This window comes from Halomonas flagellata (assembly GCF_022487945.1).
GTDB classification, from domain to species: Bacteria; Pseudomonadota; Gammaproteobacteria; order Pseudomonadales; family Halomonadaceae; genus Halomonas; species Halomonas flagellata.
This window is the reverse complement of the sequence record NZ_JAKVPY010000015.1, coordinates 39,752-54,311: the sequence shown is the minus strand read 5'-3', so window position 1 is coordinate 54,311 and position 14,560 is coordinate 39,752. Positions and strand designations below refer to the sequence as shown.

Annotated in this window: 16 protein-coding genes and 3 tRNA genes; 5 read left to right on the top strand and 14 right to left on the bottom strand. The window is 66.4% G+C overall.

Annotated elements, in window-relative coordinates; translation table 11 throughout:
- Positions 1 to 12: 12 nt before the first annotated feature.
- Positions 13 to 405 (top strand): Na+/H+ antiporter subunit G, encoded by a 393-nt coding sequence (locus MKP05_RS13295; protein WP_240568694.1) that lies wholly within the window; start codon positions 13 to 15, stop codon positions 403 to 405.
- Positions 406 to 432: 27 nt separating this feature from the next.
- Here the strand turns inward: MKP05_RS13295 and hemH are convergent, their stop codons facing one another.
- From hemH to rnr, 10 genes are all read right to left on the bottom strand, one after another.
- On the bottom strand, positions 433 to 1,527 hold the full coding sequence (gene hemH / locus MKP05_RS13290; RefSeq protein ID WP_110283270.1) for a ferrochelatase: 1,095 nt from the start codon (positions 1,525 to 1,527) through the stop codon (positions 433 to 435).
- Positions 1,528 to 1,727: 200 nt separating this feature from the next.
- Complete coding sequence (locus MKP05_RS13285; RefSeq protein WP_110283269.1) at positions 1,728 to 2,030, bottom strand: DUF6482 family protein; 303 nt, start codon at positions 2,028 to 2,030, stop codon at positions 1,728 to 1,730.
- Between the two features lie 149 nt (positions 2,031 to 2,179).
- The gene (locus MKP05_RS13280; protein WP_240568691.1) at positions 2,180 to 2,473 is read right to left on the bottom strand and encodes a hypothetical protein; all 294 of its coding nucleotides are present in this window, start codon (positions 2,471 to 2,473) and stop codon (positions 2,180 to 2,182) included.
- A 68-nt stretch (positions 2,474 to 2,541) separates the two neighbouring features.
- Entirely contained in the window at positions 2,542 to 3,930 is a 1,389-nt protein-coding gene (gene dnaB / locus MKP05_RS13275; RefSeq protein ID WP_240568689.1) for a replicative DNA helicase, read from the bottom strand.
- A gap of 344 nt (positions 3,931 to 4,274) precedes the next feature.
- Positions 4,275 to 4,721 carry a 50S ribosomal protein L9 gene (gene rplI, locus MKP05_RS13270; RefSeq protein ID WP_240568688.1) on the bottom strand — a complete coding sequence of 149 codons (447 nt, stop codon included), beginning with the start codon at positions 4,719 to 4,721 and terminating at the stop codon, positions 4,275 to 4,277.
- 15 nt (positions 4,722 to 4,736) lie between these two features.
- Positions 4,737 to 5,588 carry a YybS family protein gene (locus tag MKP05_RS13265; RefSeq protein ID WP_110283265.1) on the bottom strand — a complete coding sequence of 284 codons (852 nt, stop codon included), beginning with the start codon at positions 5,586 to 5,588 and terminating at the stop codon, positions 4,737 to 4,739.
- Positions 5,589 to 5,599: 11 nt separating this feature from the next.
- Positions 5,600 to 5,827, bottom strand: a complete 228-nt coding sequence (gene rpsR / locus MKP05_RS13260) for a 30S ribosomal protein S18 (RefSeq protein WP_016853668.1) — start codon at positions 5,825 to 5,827, stop codon at positions 5,600 to 5,602.
- Positions 5,828 to 5,860: 33 nt separating this feature from the next.
- On the bottom strand, positions 5,861 to 6,232 hold the full coding sequence (gene rpsF, locus MKP05_RS13255) for a 30S ribosomal protein S6 (protein ID WP_110283264.1): 372 nt from the start codon (positions 6,230 to 6,232) through the stop codon (positions 5,861 to 5,863).
- A 374-nt stretch (positions 6,233 to 6,606) separates the two neighbouring features.
- The gene (rlmB, locus tag MKP05_RS13250) at positions 6,607 to 7,407 is read right to left on the bottom strand and encodes a 23S rRNA (guanosine(2251)-2'-O)-methyltransferase RlmB (protein ID WP_240568756.1); all 801 of its coding nucleotides are present in this window, start codon (positions 7,405 to 7,407) and stop codon (positions 6,607 to 6,609) included.
- 32 nt (positions 7,408 to 7,439) lie between these two features.
- Positions 7,440 to 9,821 carry a ribonuclease R gene (rnr, locus tag MKP05_RS13245; RefSeq protein ID WP_240568687.1) on the bottom strand — a complete coding sequence of 794 codons (2,382 nt, stop codon included), beginning with the start codon at positions 9,819 to 9,821 and terminating at the stop codon, positions 7,440 to 7,442.
- 237 nt (positions 9,822 to 10,058) lie between these two features.
- Between rnr and MKP05_RS13240 the strand changes: the two genes are divergently transcribed.
- The 3 genes from MKP05_RS13240 (at position 10,059) to MKP05_RS13230 (ending at position 10,448) form a co-directional block, all read left to right on the top strand.
- Positions 10,059 to 10,145: transfer RNA gene (locus MKP05_RS13240), tRNA-Leu, on the top strand.
- Between the two features lie 68 nt (positions 10,146 to 10,213).
- A tRNA-Leu gene (locus MKP05_RS13235) sits at positions 10,214 to 10,300 on the top strand.
- A gap of 61 nt (positions 10,301 to 10,361) precedes the next feature.
- A tRNA-Leu gene (locus tag MKP05_RS13230) sits at positions 10,362 to 10,448 on the top strand.
- A 126-nt stretch (positions 10,449 to 10,574) separates the two neighbouring features.
- Here the strand turns inward: MKP05_RS13230 and MKP05_RS13225 are convergent.
- The 3 genes from MKP05_RS13225 to MKP05_RS13215 all read right to left on the bottom strand — a co-directional run bounded on the left by MKP05_RS13225 (position 10,575) and on the right by MKP05_RS13215 (position 12,368).
- A complete protein-coding gene (locus MKP05_RS13225; protein WP_240568686.1) occupies positions 10,575 to 11,444 on the bottom strand; it encodes a DNA/RNA non-specific endonuclease in 870 nt (289 codons plus the stop codon).
- Positions 11,445 to 11,528: 84 nt separating this feature from the next.
- Positions 11,529 to 11,804 (bottom strand): Lrp/AsnC family transcriptional regulator, encoded by a 276-nt coding sequence (locus MKP05_RS13220; protein WP_043510462.1) that lies wholly within the window; start codon positions 11,802 to 11,804, stop codon positions 11,529 to 11,531.
- A gap of 102 nt (positions 11,805 to 11,906) precedes the next feature.
- Positions 11,907 to 12,368 (bottom strand): methylated-DNA--[protein]-cysteine S-methyltransferase, encoded by a 462-nt coding sequence (locus MKP05_RS13215; RefSeq protein ID WP_240568685.1) that lies wholly within the window; start codon positions 12,366 to 12,368, stop codon positions 11,907 to 11,909.
- Between the two features lie 236 nt (positions 12,369 to 12,604).
- Between MKP05_RS13215 and MKP05_RS13210 the strand changes: the two genes are divergently transcribed.
- Positions 12,605 to 12,919: a high-potential iron-sulfur protein gene (locus tag MKP05_RS13210; protein WP_240568684.1), complete on the top strand. Its 315-nt coding sequence runs from the start codon at positions 12,605 to 12,607 to the stop codon at positions 12,917 to 12,919.
- Between the two features lie 88 nt (positions 12,920 to 13,007).
- Here MKP05_RS13210 and MKP05_RS13205 read toward each other — a convergent pair whose 3' ends face one another.
- The gene (locus tag MKP05_RS13205; protein WP_240568683.1) at positions 13,008 to 14,558 is read right to left on the bottom strand and encodes a SpoVR family protein; all 1,551 of its coding nucleotides are present in this window, start codon (positions 14,556 to 14,558) and stop codon (positions 13,008 to 13,010) included.
- Positions 14,559 to 14,560 lie beyond the last annotated feature (2 nt).

The window sequence follows — 14,560 nt, the reverse complement described above, 5'->3', positions numbered from 1 at the left end:
GAGGAAGGAAAGATGACCCATTATGTGATTCTCGAGGGCGTGATCGCCTTCTTTCTGGTCGCCGGCGGAGCCTTCGCCTTCGTCGGTTCGCTGGGCATGGCCCACCTGCGCGACTTCTACATGCGCCTGCACGGCCCCACCAAGGCCACCACCCTGGGCATCGGCTGCATCCTGATCGCCTCGATGCTCTATTTCTGGGTCACCGAGGGCAAGCCCGACATCCAGGAGATGTTGATCACCCTGTTCCTGTTCATCACCGCCCCGGTCAGTGCCCACCTGCTGGCCAAGACCGGGCTGCACCTGCAACTCCGGCACATCGACATTACCGGCGGCCGCCCCCCGGAGCTGCGCCACGAGGAGATCGGCGAGAAACCGGTGCCCCACCCCGATCGGGGGCACGGCTGAGGCGCAGCGCCTGGCCGCCCCGCGCGTTCACGGCTCGACCCAGCCGGCCAGCTCGTTCCTGATGATCGCCTGCAGCGCGACGATATGGTCGTCGCGGTCGTTGAGGCAGGGAATGTAGGTGAAGCGTTCGCCGCCGGCCTCGAGGAAGCTCGCCTTGATCTCCTCGTTGATCTCCTCGAGGGTCTCCACGCAGTCGGCGGCGAAGGCCGGCGAGACCACTGCGATGTGCCGGCGGCCCTGGCGGGCCAGCTCGGCCACGTGCTCCACCGTGGCCGGCCCCACCCACTCCTCGGGTCCGAACTTCGACTGGAAGGTGGTGACGATGGCGTCATCGTCCCACCCCAGGCGCTCCTTGAGCAGCCGCGTGGTCTTCTGGCACTGGCAGTGATAGGGGTCGCCCTCCATCAGGTAGCGCTTGGGCACGCCATGGTAGGAGGCCACCAGCACCTCCGGGGGAGACACGGCCGCGTCATAGGCCTCGCGCACCGACGCCGCCAGGGCCTCGAGATAGGCCGGGTGGTCGAAGTAGGCCGGTACCGTGCGGAAGGCGGGCTGCCACTTGAGCCTCATCAACGTGCGGAAGGCCTGGTCGTTGGCCGTGGCGGTGGTCGGCGAGGCGTACTGGGGATAGAGCGGGAAGAAGAGGATCCTCTCGCAGCCCTGGGCCTGCATCCGGCGCAGCACGCTGTCGGTGGAGGGGTTGCCGTAGCGCATGCAGAAGTCGACCTTCACCCGGTCGCCGTACAGCCCGTGGAGTCCCTCGGCCACCTTGCGGGCCTGGTCACGGGTGATGGTCAACAGCGGGCTCTCGTCCTTCTCGCGGTTCCAGATCCCGCGATAGGCCTTGCCGGAACTGAAGGGACGGCGGGAGAGGATGATCAACTGCAGCAGTGGCTGCCACTTCCAGCCCGGGTAGTCGACGACCCGCTTGTCGGAGAGGAACTCGCTGAGGTAGCGGCGCATCGACCAGTAGTCGGTGGCATCCGGCGTGCCCAGGTTGGCCAGCAACACTCCGACCCTCTTCCCGGGCACCGGCGGGTGATCGGCCGGGGCCTGTGCCAGGCGTCCGCTGCCGGGCCTCTCCAGGCCGCACGGATCCTGCTCCAGTTGGCGAGTGGTCATGCGCTGCGCTCCTCCTGATCATTGGCTGACGGGCGTGACGACAGTCTATCAGGCGAGGCAACGGAAGGGCGGATGAAGCTGTACTATCGGCTCGATTTGTACAGCTTGAGGTGAGCTCTCGAAAGACCGCCGGGAGCCGGACACGGCGCGCCGCCGACACCGGGAATCCCGATGGGCGGCGATATCAGGCAGGATGGGAGTCAGAATACCAGGGGCATGCGCGAGGTAAGCGGGTCCCGGTAGTGGGCCTCGCGGCCGACCATCTCTTCATGGGGCACCTGCTGCACCAGGTAGGCACGGTGGATGCCGGCGCGCTTGAGCTCGAGATAGACATCCTCGAGGGTGCGAAACAGCACCGGCTTGCCGGTGCGAGTCAGCATGTGGCGAGCCCCCTCCACGTCCTCCAGCTCCACCTGATAGACGTGGCTGCCGGCATGACCGATCACGCGGATCTCGAAATTGTCGTGGCGATCCACGAAGGTCTTGAGGTCGTTGAATTCCATGGTTCCCTCCAACTTGTCTGACGACGTGCCCGGACGTCGTACTGCGGATGACGGATACAAATTGGGCACAGCATGGCTGCGCCCGATGACGGTGTCGTGTACCCGACGTTATCGTCTTGTGACACTGGCCGCGTCGACAGGTTCCAGGCTCACTGGTAATCGGAGGGATCGATGGCCTTGCCCAGGGAGTTGCGGTCGACCCACTTGCCGGCCTTGGTCTCCTTGTAGCGGAACACCACCCGGTCGCCGATCTGCACCGGCAGTTCGGCGTCCTCGGTCTGGTAGCTGTAGCTCTCGCCGTCCACCACGAGCTGGTAACGGTAGAGGTCGGGCATCCCCAGCCACTCCTTGAAGGGGCCTTCCCGCTCCAGCGACTGGAGCTCGCCGCGGGCCTCGAGTTTCGGGGTACGACGGCGATTGCCGCGTCGGAATCCGCCTGTCATGCTGCCTCCTTCGCTGTGATCAAGGGGTGGGGATTATACGGGGCCCGGGGCCGGACTCAAGGGCCCGCCTACTCGCCGAAGCCACCGCCGTAGCTGTCCGGCGCCAGGTCCTCGAAGCGCGTGTACTTGCCGATGAAGGCCATGTGCACGGTGCCGATGGGGCCGTTACGCTGCTTGCCGATGATCAGTTCGGCGAGCCCCTGGTTGTCCGGGTTATCTGGATTGTAGACCTCGTCACGGTAGACGAAGGCGATGATGTCGGCGTCCTGCTCGATGGCCCCCGACTCCCGCAGGTCCGACATCACCGGGCGCTTGTTGGGACGCTGCTCCAGCGAGCGGTTGAGCTGGGAGAGCGCGATCACCGGGCAGCCGAACTCCTTGGCCAGGCCCTTGAGCGAGCGGGAGATCTCGGAGATCTCGCCGGTACGGTTCTCGGAGAAGCCGGGAATCTGCATCAGCTGCAGGTAGTCGATCATGATCAGCGACATGTTGCCGTGCTCGCGGACCACCCGGCGGATCCGCGAACGCATCTCGTTGGGCGAGAGCGCCGCGGTGTCGTCGATGAACAGCTGCTTGTCCTTGAGCAGGTTCACCGCCGAGGTGAGCCGCGGCCAGTCCTCGTCCTCGAGCTGACCGGTCCGCACCCGCGTCTGGTCGATTCGCCCCAGCGACGAGAGCATCCGCAGCATCAGCGACTCGGCGGGCATCTCCATGGAGAACACCATCACCGGCTTCTCGCTGGCGATCACCGCATGCTCCACCAGGTTCATGGCGAAGGTGGTCTTGCCCATGGAGGGGCGCCCGGCAATGATCACCAGGTCCGAGGGCTGCAGCCCCGAGGTCATCTCGTCGAGGTCGCGGAAGCCGGTGGACAGCCCGGTCATCTCGCCCTGCATGTTGAACAGCTCGTCGATGCGGTCCACCGCCTTGGCCAGCAGCTCGCTCATGCCGATGGGGCCACCCGACTTGGGACGCTCCTCGCTGATCTGGAACACCAGGCGCTCGGCTTCGTCGACCAGTTCGTCGGCCGGCCGTCCCTGGGGGCTGAAGGCACCGTCGGCGATCTGGCTGGCGGCGCGGATCAGCTTGCGCAGGGTAGCCCGCTCGCGAACGATATCGGCGTAGGCGCGGATGTTGCTCGCCGAGGGCGTGTTGCGGGCCAGCTCGGCGAGATAGGCCAGCCCGCCCACGGTGTCGAGCTGATCACGCCCTTCCAGGGCCTCGGAGAGGGTCACCACGTCCATCGGCCGGGTGGCCTCGGCCAGCCCGACCATGACGTTGAAGATCAGGCGGTGCTCGTAGCGATGGAAGTCGTCCGCCACCAGCCGGTCGGCCACGCTGTCCCAGGCCTGGTTGTCGAGCATCAGGCCACCGAGCACCGACTGCTCGGCCTCCAGCGAGTGCGGCGGCACCTTCAGCGCAGCGGTTTCCTGATCGAACGCGACGGAGTCGTTCATGACGGCCAAGGTCCTCGGGGCAACACGGAAAGCGGGCTCATTCTACCCCAACAGCCAGCTGCACCCCATGCTCCGCGGCCACCCCGACATGAAAAACCCCGCGGGCGACGCCGCCCACGGGGAAAGATCGAAACAGTGAGCCGGCCGTCGCAACGCGCCCGGGTCGCCGTTACCTGCAAGTATGGTCGAATTTGGCCGATCGTCGCGAGAAATACGGATTTCGAGTCAAGCTCATCGATCCGATGAGGCGAATAGCGAGCTACTTGACGAATCAGACCGAATGAAAAGGGGCGCGGGGAAGATTTCCTCGCGCCCCTTCGGGTGCCTCCGGTGGCGGGACGAGCTTACTCGGCCACGACCACCACGCGCACGGTGGCGTCGACTTCGGCGTGCAGGTGCAGGTCGATGTCGTACTCGCCGGTCTGGCGGATCGGGCCTTCCGGCATGCGGACTTCGCTCTTGGCGACATCGATGCCGGCGGAGGCGATGGCCTCGGCCAGGTCACGCGGGCCGATGGAGCCGAACAGCTTGCCCTCGTCACCGGCCTTGGCCACCAGCGACAGCTCGATCTCGCTGAGCTGGGCGGCGCGAGCCTCGGCGACGGCCTTGCGCTCGGCGGCCTGGGCCTCGAGCTCGCTGCGCTGGACCTCGAAGGCCTGCACGTTGTCCTTGGTCGCCGGTACGGCCAAGCCGTAGGGCACCAGGTAGTTGCGGCCATAACCGGGCTTGACGGTGACCTTGTCACCCAGACCACCCAGCTTGCCAATCTTGTCGAGCAGAATGACTTCCATCTCGTTAACCTCTTGTCAGTCGCTTCTGGCCAGTCGCCCGCGAAAATCCGCGAACGTGTCGATGAAGGCCAGCAGCAGCACGATGAGAATCATGGGCCAGGTCGTGATCAGCAGCACATAGAAGGCTACCAGCCACAGCCCGTTCATTCCCTTCAATCCGATGAAACCGTGAACCAGCGCGATGCCTGTCACCAGCAGCGGCACCCAGGCCAGCAGGCCCAACGACGGGATCCCCAGCACCATGCCCACCACCCCGAGCACCACCAGCACGGCGAGCTCCCGGGGCACCAGACGCAGGGCGTGGAACTCCTCGCGAAAGCCGCCGGGATTGTAGAGCCCCGCCTGCCAGCCGCGTGCCAGCGCCAGGCAGGCCACGGCAGCCAGCAACACGATCAGGCCGGTGACCCCGCTGATCAGCAGCGACGCCAGTTGCTCGGTGTCGAGGCCCTGGGCGGCGAGCTCACGCAGCATGCCATCGATCTCGGCCGAGCCCTGGCGCAACTGCTCCAGCATGGGACCGGCACCGCCGGGCGGCAGGAAGACGCCCAACTGGATCATCGCCGCGCCGGCCAGAGCCCCGGTGATCAGCGCCTCGCTCCAGCGCATGCGCGAACGCAGCACCACCGCCATCAGCGTGACCAGCAGGATGCTGGCCAGCGGGATGGCGTCGCCCTGGGTCCACCACCAGCCGGCCGGGAGCGCCGCGGCAATGATCACCGGCAACGCCGGCGACAGGCCGCGACGCAGGGTCATTAGCGCGGCGATGGCGGCACCCAGCCAGAACAGCCAGGGGATGAGCGAAGCGAGGGCCGCCCCGCCAACGGCATGGGGCGTGCCCCGCATCATCCAGCGGGCGATCGGCAGCATCACGTCGGTTCTTACTGGTGGCTGTCGGTGTAGGGCAGCAGCGCCAGGTAGCGAGCCCGCTTGATGGCGGTGGACAGCTGGCGCTGGTAACGGGCCTTGGTCCCGGTGATACGGCTGGGAACGATCTTGCCGGTCTCGGTGATGTAGGCCTTGAGCGTGTCCAGGTCCTTGTAATCGATCTGCTTCACGCCTTCAGCGGTGAAACGGCAGAACTTGCGGCGACGGAAAAAGCGTGCCATGGAAAGACTCCTTCAAACGTGCGATGGGTGGGCTCAGGCGGTTTCGGCGCTGCGCGGCTTTTCGTCGCGACGGGCACGCTTCTCTTCCGCCGGCTTCATCATCGGCGAAGCCTCGGTGACAGCTTCCTTGCAACGCACCACCAGGCTGCGAATGATGGCATCGTTGAAGCGGAAGATGTTCTCGATCTCGTCGAGGGTCTCGCCGCGGCACTCGACGTTCATCAGCACGTAGTGAGCCTTGTGGATCTTGTTGATCGGGTAGGCCAGGTGGCGGCGCCCCCAATCCTCGAGGCGATGCACGGTACCGCCGTTCTCGGTGACGAGGCCGGTGTAGCGCTCGACCATCGCCGGTACCTGCTCGCTCTGGTCCGGGTGGACCATGAACACGATCTCGTAGTGACGCATGGGATCTCCTTGCGGTTTGACAGCTTCCTCATTGAGGACCTCGGTCGCTCAGGGGAAGCAAGGAGTGGTTGTCGAAGGTTCTCGACCACAGGGTGTCTGGCTCAAAAAGCCGACGCCCGCTCGGCAGACGAACGGGCGCAAACATTCTAAAGACTGGCGGCGAGGTTAGCAAGCGGGCAAGCGCAGTGCCAGAAGTCGCGGCTTTTCCGGCGACAGGCCTTCGAGGAGGCGCTGTGACCCCCTTCCCTATGGCGCTACCTCTGCCATCCGTGGCAGAGGACCTCCTCTACACGGCCTATCCCCAGCGCCGCTCACCAAGGCGGCGCCCCGAGCGTAGCCGTGGTGGGGTTTCTTCCAGCCGCGCAGCGGCATTCTTACAGCTTACGGCTCCTCGAAGGGGTCCGCTGACGCACCGCCTCGAACAGGCAGACCCCGGTGGCCACCGAGACATTGAGACTCGAGACGCTGCCGGCCATGGGCAGCTTGACCAGGGTGTCGCAGGCCTCGCGGGTCAGCCGGCGCATGCCCTTGCCCTCGGCGCCCATCACCAGGGCCACGGGGCCGGCGAAATCGGCCTCGTAAACACTCGACTCGGCCTCGCCGGCGGTACCGGTGACCCAGACGCCGAACTCCTTCATCCTCGCCAACGCCCGCGCCAGGTTGGTGACCTGGTAGACGGGCACGCTCTCGGCGGCGCCGCAGGCGACCTTGCGCACCGTGGCATTGAGCGGGGCGGCCCTGTCCTTCGGCACCACCACGCCATGGGCGCCGGCGGCATCGGCACTGCGCAGGCAGGCGCCGAAGTTGTGCACGTCGGTGATGCCGTCGAGGACCAGCAGCAGCGGCGGGGCCTCATGGGGCCAGGCCTCCAGCTTCAGCCACAGCGAGGCCTCACCCTCGGCGGCGAGCGGCGGGCAGAAGGCGGCGATGCCCTGATGGGCCGCGCCCTGGGCCAGGTGGTCGAGTTCGTCGCGGGGCTGCATCCGGACTCGGGCCCCGCAGGCACGGGCCTGGTCGACCAGCTCGGCCAGGCGCTGACCGGCCTCGCCCTCCTGAACCCAGAGCTCCCGCGGCGCTTCCCCCCGCTCGAACAGGGCGCGCACCGCGTGCACGCCGAACACGGCGTCGAGCCCCCCGGGCATCCCCGGGGGGCGACGTGAGGCCCCCTTCTTCATGTCGCGATGGCGCCCCTTGCGTGCCATTGCCATCAGCCGCGCGCACGGGGCTTGGGCTTGCGCGCCCCGCGACGACGCTTGCCGCCCTTGCCCCCCTGGTCGTCAGCCTTGCCACCCCCGGCGGTGGCCGCACCGGTAGTGCGGCGCTTGCGCGGCTGGCGCTTCGGACGCGGCTTGTCGTCGGCCAGCTCGAAGTCGATCTTGCGATCGTTCATGTCGACCCGCGCCACCTGGACGGTGACGCCATCGCCGAGCCGGTAGCTCATGCCGCTGCGTTCGCCCTTGAGGCGATGCTTCTCGGCCTCGTAGTGGTAGTAGTCGGAGGGCAGCGAGGTGACATGCACCAGCCCCTCGACATAGACCTCATCGAGGCGCACGAAGATGCCGAACTGGGTCACCGAGGCGATGGTGCCGTCATAGACCTCGCCCAGCTTGTCGGACATGAACTCACACTTGAGCCAGTCCTCGACGTCGCGGGTGGCGTCGTCGGCGCGCCGCTCGGTCATCGAGCAGTGCTCGCCGAGCTCGAGCATCTGCTCGAAGGTGTAGGGGCACCACTTGCTGGGCGGCTCCACCTTGGCCCCCTCGGCACGCAGCACGGTATTGGTCTGGCGCGGGCCGCGGATCACCGAGCGGATCGCCCGGTGCACCAGCAGGTCCGGGTAGCGACGGATCGGCGAAGTGAAGTGGGCATAGGCCGGGTAGGCCAGGCCGAAGTGCCCCTCGTTGTGGGGCGAGTAGACCGCCTGGCTCATGGAGCGCAGCATCACCGTCTGGATGATGTCGGCATCCGGACGTCCCTTGATGGCCTCGGCCAGGACCTGGTAGTCCTGGGGGGTCGGCTCGTCGCCCCCGCCTACCGACAGCCCCAGCTCGGCGAGGAACAGCCGCAGCTTGTCGAGGCGCTCCGGCGAGGGCCGCTCATGGATGCGATAGAGCGCCGGCAGGTCGTGCTTGTCGAGGAAGCGGGCGGTCGCCACGTTGGCCGCCAGCATGCACTCCTCGATGATCTTGTGGGCGTCGTTGCGCGAGCGCGGCACGATCTTCTCGATCTTGCGCTCGTCGTTGAAGACGATCGCCGTCTCGGTGGTCTCGAAGTCGATGGCGCCGCGGGCCACGCGCGCCTCGCGCAGCAGGGTATAGAGGGCATGCAGGTTGTGCAGCGAGGGCACCAGTTCGCGATGCTCCTCGCGCAGTGCCGCGCCCTCCTCGCCGTCATCATCGAGGATGGCGGCGACCTTGTTGTAGGTGAGGCGAGCGTGGGACTGGAACACCGCCTCGTAGAAGCGGTAGCGACTGATGGCGCCGGTCTGGGAGATGTTCATCTCGCAGACCAGGGCCAGGCGGTCGACAGCCGGGTTCAGCGAACAGAGCCCGTTGGAGAGCAGCTCGGGCAGCATCGGCACCACCTGCCCGGGGAAGTAGACGGAGTTGCCCCGGGTGATCGCCTCCTGATCGAGGGCACTGCCGGGCCGCACATAGTGGGAGACGTCGGCGATGGCCACCAGCAGCTTCCAGCTACCGGACTTGGTCTTCCAGGCGCAGACGGCATCGTCGAAGTCCTTGGCCGACTCGTCGTCGATGGTCACCAGCGGGACATCGCGCAGGTCGATGCGGTGCTGCTTGTCGCCCTCGGCGACCTCGGCGGACATGCCGGCGATCTGGTCGTGGACCTCCGGCGGGAACTCCGCGGGAATCTCGTAGCTGCGGATGGCGATGTCGATCTCCATCCCCGGGTCCATGCGCTCGCCGAGCACCTCGACCACCTCGCCCACCGGCTGCACCCGGGTCTCGGGCTGCCGGACGATCTTCGCCGAGATCACCTGGCCGTCCTTCGCGCCCCCGCAGGCGCTGTGGGGTATGATCACCTCCTGGGTGATGCGCGGATTCTCGGGAATCAGCACCCCGAACTCCGGGGTATTCTCGCGGTAGACCCCGACGATGGTCTGGGTGTTGTGCGAGAGCACCTCGGCGATGGTCGCCTCGTCGCGGCCGCGGCGATCACGACCGCTGATGCGCGCCAGCACGTAGTCGCCGTGGAAGACCCGACGCATCTGCCGCGGCGGCAACACCAGGTCGGGCTTCTTGCCATCCTCGCGCAGCAGGAAGCCGAAGCCGTCGCGGTGGCCCAGCACCTTGCCCTTGACCAGGTCGAGCTTGTCGATCAGCGCATAGGCGCCACGGCGGTTGCGCAGCACCTGGCCGTCGCGCTCCATGGCCGCCAGCCGCCGGCGTACCGCCTCCTGGAGGTCCTCGTCCTCGAGGCCCAGCAGGCGGCTCATGTTCTCGTGGGTGATCGGCTTGCCATACTCCTCCAGCCGCGCCAGCAGATATTCGCGGCTAGGGGCGGGGTTGTCGTACTTGTGGGCCTCGCGGCTGGCGTGGGGGTCGTCGCTGAGCGTCCAGTGGGTCATGCGTAAGGCATCCTTGACAGCATCGGGAGCAGCGTCCTCGAGAAGGCGCCGGAGAAGCGCCGCGGGCATAAGGTGTTGCGATTGAGGTCTATTGTCATGGCCGCAGTATAGCGCCGCCGGCGACACGACCCAACCTCGGCCGAGCATTCGGCCGCTGCCCGGCTCCCCATTATTTCATTCGTGGCGGGCCGGTCGCTATTGCATTGGCCGAGAAATTCGGTACCATACGCATCGCCTGCCCAGATGGCGGAATTGGTAGACGCGCTAGCTTCAGGTGCTAGTGTCCTTACGGACGTGGAGGTTCAAGTCCTCTTCTGGGCACCATCGATACCCTGCAGGGTATCCGGGAGTTCGCTCCCAGGCTCTTTGTCAGCTCGAGATCGCTCGTGTTCGCCCAGGTGGCGGAATTGGTAGACGCGCTAGCTTCAGGTGCTAGTGTCCTTATGGACGTGGAGGTTCAAGTCCTCTCCTGGGCACCATCACCCCGACCGCCGTGACGGCGAACGGTGATGGCCGCGAACACGACGAGATGCATGATGCGCCCAGGTGGCGGAATTGGTAGACGCGCTAGCTTCAGGTGCTAGTATCCTTACGGATGTGGAGGTTCAAGTCCTCTCCTGGGCACCACCCCTCAGTACCCGCGTCATGCAGAGCAACGAAGCCGCATCCCCAGCGGATGCAATGAGATGCAGCGAAGAGAACCGCGACTCGATCGCGGTTTTTTTGTGCCTGTCCGTCGGGCGGGATCGGCGCCTATTGAAACCTGCCCGGCAGCCTCGCCACCTCGTCGAGCCCCCACCCCTCGGTCACCACCTCGCCCTCCAGCACCTCTGCCACCCCCCCGGGCAAACGGGGAAAGAAGTCCAGGCCGGTGCGCGCCTCCACCTCGTCGATGCTCACCAGGTAATCGTCGAGCGGCTCGCCGCCGCTCACCTCCTGGGGCATGAGGAAGGCCAGTGCCCTGGGCTCCTCGGCCGGCACGACGATGATCTTGTAGAAGGCCTCGGGCACCTCCACCAGGCCCACCCGGTTGGTGACGTTGTCCAGCCAGCGCGGGGGAAACACCGGACCGGTGATCACCTGCACCACCCCGAAGCGCGGCACGAAGTGATCGATCACCACCTCCTCGAGACGCTGCCACAGGCGGCGGTTGAGGTCGGGACGCTGGGGCGACATGTTACTCATGGTGAAGGTGTCGCGCTGGGCCTCGCGACCATGCACCACCGCGATGGCATAGTTCGGCGCCAGGTGGCCACGATCATAGCCGCTGCCGAAGTAGCTGTCGGCGGCGATGGGCCAGAGGGTGCGCCAGTCGCGCCGGAAATCGGGGCGCGCCCCGGCCCGGGGCTCCTCCACCGCATGCAACAGATAGCTGACCCACAGCGGGCTGACCCGCACATCGGACCAGCCGACCAGAAAGCCCTGGTTGCGCAGGACGCGATGGAGGGTCAGCGGCGAGGGGGCCTCCCAGGTGGGCACCCCCATCCAGCTGAGCTGGTCGCGATAGTCACGCTCCTGGGCGTACCAGAGGCCGCTACCGACGACCACGAACAGCAGGCTGATGCCGAAACGCCGCGCCTGCCGGCGCCAGCGGGAACGAATGGGGATTCGGCGGCGAGTCATCCTTGAGCGCATCGCCTCCAGTCGGCGGGGGGCAGGCCCCAACCCCCGACATCGCCGCGGGGGTGGGGGCGCGGAACAACGACGCTACCAGCCCAGCGAGAACATGGTCTCGAGGTCGTGGCGCGAGTGCACCTGCATGGCATTGAGGGTCTCGGTGTCGCGGATGCCCTCGACGGCATTGAGGCGCTCGGTCACCAGTTCAGCAAGACTCTCGAAGTCACGGGTGCGGGCGATCGCCACCAGGTCGTAGCGTCCGCAGGTGGAATAGACCTCGCTGATTCCTTCGACATCGGCCAACCGCTCGGCCACCGCCTTGACCTGCCCCTTGTCGGTGTTGATCAGAATCACGGCATTCTGCATCGGGCACTCCCCTGCTCAAGAATGGCTTCCCGGCCGACCGAGACGTCACCGGAACTGGCGCGAGTATAGCAGGGCACCCGGTCGGGCGGCATCCGCCACCACTCATGCCACCCCCTCCAGGGTCAGCAACCGGCGCTTGAGGGCCGGGCCGCCACTGTAGCCACCGAGGCCATCGGCGGCCACCACCCGGTGACAGGGGATCAGCAGCGGCAGCGGATTGGCGCCACTAGCCGTCCCGATGGCGCGCGCCGCGCCCTCGCGACCGAGCCGGCGGGCCAGGTCGCCGTAGGTACGGGTCTCGCCATAGGGAATGCGCAGCAGCGCTGCCCACACCTGACGCTGAAACTCGCTACCGCCCGGCGCCAGGGTCAGGCTGAAGTGACGACGCCGGCCATCCAGATAGGCCAGCAGCTGTTTCCGGGCATCCAGGAGAGCGGCCTCGTCGCGGCGCGCCTCCGACGGATCGGGGGTTTCCTCGGCGGCCAGCACCAGGCGACGCAGGCCCTGGCCGTCGCCACACAGCAGGATCTCGCCGACGGAAGAGGCAAAGCGGGTGAAGATCATGGATGACTCCTCTGAGCGATCGGTCGGCGGCGCGACCGATTGCCGCACTGCCGGCGGTCGGGTTCGCGCCGGTTCGGGCACTCCACTACCATGAAGCAGCCGAACTCCACAGCGCAGCTTCTGTCGGAGTAAGGGTGATTCACGTAGAGGTGGGCTACCACCCGAAGAAGGACGAGGGCATCCCGACATGCCCCATCGTGACAAGACGCCACATACCGTGATGACAAGGAGATACCATGGCCAAGCAAAGCCGCCGTGATTTCATGCGCCACAGCCTGCTGGGCATCGCCGCCCTGCCGCTGGGCGCCGGGATCCTGTCCAAGTCCGCCTTCGCCCAGGACCTGCCACGCCTCGACCCGAGTTCCGACCAGGCCCAGGCCCTGAACTACGTCGAGGACGCCAGCGAAGCCAGCGACCACCCGGCCTACGAGGAGGGCGAGACCTGCAGTAACTGCATGTTCTTCCAGGCCGACAGCGAAGGTTGCCAGCTGTTCCCGCAGAACAGCGTCGAACCCGGCGGCTGGTGCCAGTCGTGGACCGCCCAGGGCTGAATCATCCCGGGGCTCCGCCCAGCCTGCCGACACGAGACCCGCGCCACGAGCGCGGGTCTCGTCGTTTCGGGCACCGATCCGGTGAGGCCTACTCCTGGCGCGCCTCGTCGGGCAAGGGCCACTGGTAGCGACGCACCACCTCGTCGCCCTCCACCGACTCCAGCTTCACCGGGAAGCCCCACAGCTGGTGCAGGTGGCGGATCACCGGGTAGACGCTGCGCGCCAGCGGCCGGCGACTGTCCTGGACATGGCGCAGGGTCAGCGAGCGGTCGCCACGGATGTCGGCCGAGTAGACCTGGATATTGGGCTCGCGCACCGAGAGCGCGTACTGGATGGCCAGGGACTCGCGAATGCGCCGATAGCCCCGCTCGTCATGGATCGCCGCCACTTCCAGCATCTCCTCCTGATCGTCATCCACCACCATGAACAGCTTGAGATCGCGGATCACCTTGGGCGAGAGGAACTGCTGGATGAAGGACTCGTCCTTGAAGTTGCGCATGGCGAAATCCAGGGTCTCACACCAGTCGCTGCCCGCGGTATCGGGAAACCACTCGCGGTCTTCGGCGGTCGGCGCCTCGCAGATACGCCTGAGGTCGGTGAAGATGGCAAAGCCCAGGGCATAGGGGTTGATGCCACTGAAATAGGGGCTGTCGAAGGCGGGCTGGCTGACCACCGCGGTGTGGGACTGCAGGAACTCCAGGATCAACCCCTCGTCCACCAGGCCCTCTTCATAGAGCCGGTTCATCAGGGTGTAATGCCAGAAGGTGGCCCAGCCCTCGTTCATCACCTGGGTCTGGCGCTGCGGGTAGAAGTACTGCGCCAGCTTGCGCACGATGCGCACCACCTCCCGCTGCCAGGGCGCCAGCAGCGGCGCATTCTTCTCGATGAAGTAGAGCAGATTTTCCTGGGGCTCGGCGGGATAGCGCCCCCCCTCGTGCAGCCCCAGGGGATCCTCCTCGTCGGCATCGCCGGGCAGCGACTCGAGCGATTCCCGCCCGGGAATGGTCCGCCACAAGGTGTTGACCTGGGCCTGCAGGTACTCCTCACGCTCCTTCTGGCGCTGCGCCTCCTCGGCGGGGGAGATCGGCGAAGGACGCTTGTAGCGATCGACCCCGTAGTTCTGCAGCGCATGGCAGGCGTCGAGCAGCTGCTCGACCGCGGTCACGCCATGACGCTCCTCGCACTCGGCGATGTACTTCCGTGCGAACACCAGGTAATCGATGATCGAGGAGGCATCGGTCCAGGTGCGGAACAGGTAGTTGCCCTTGAAGAAGGAGTTGTGGCCATAGCAGGCGTGGGCCATTACCAGCACCTGCATCATCAGGGTGTTCTCCTCCATCAGGTAGGCGATGCAGGGGTCGGAATTGATCACCAGCTCGTAGGCCAGCCCCATCTGGCCACGCCGGTAGGCCTGCTCCACCGCCAGGAACTGCTTGCCGAAGGACCAGTGGTGATAGCCCACCGGCATGCCCACGCTGGCATAGGCATCCATCATCTGCTCGGTGGTGATGATCTCGATCTGGTTCGGATAGGTGTCCAGGCGATACTCGTCGGCGAGACGCGCGATCTCGCGCTCGAAGTCGGTCAGGGTGTCGAAGCTCCAGTCGGAGCCGGTGGCGATCGGCTTGCGTCGGGTCATGG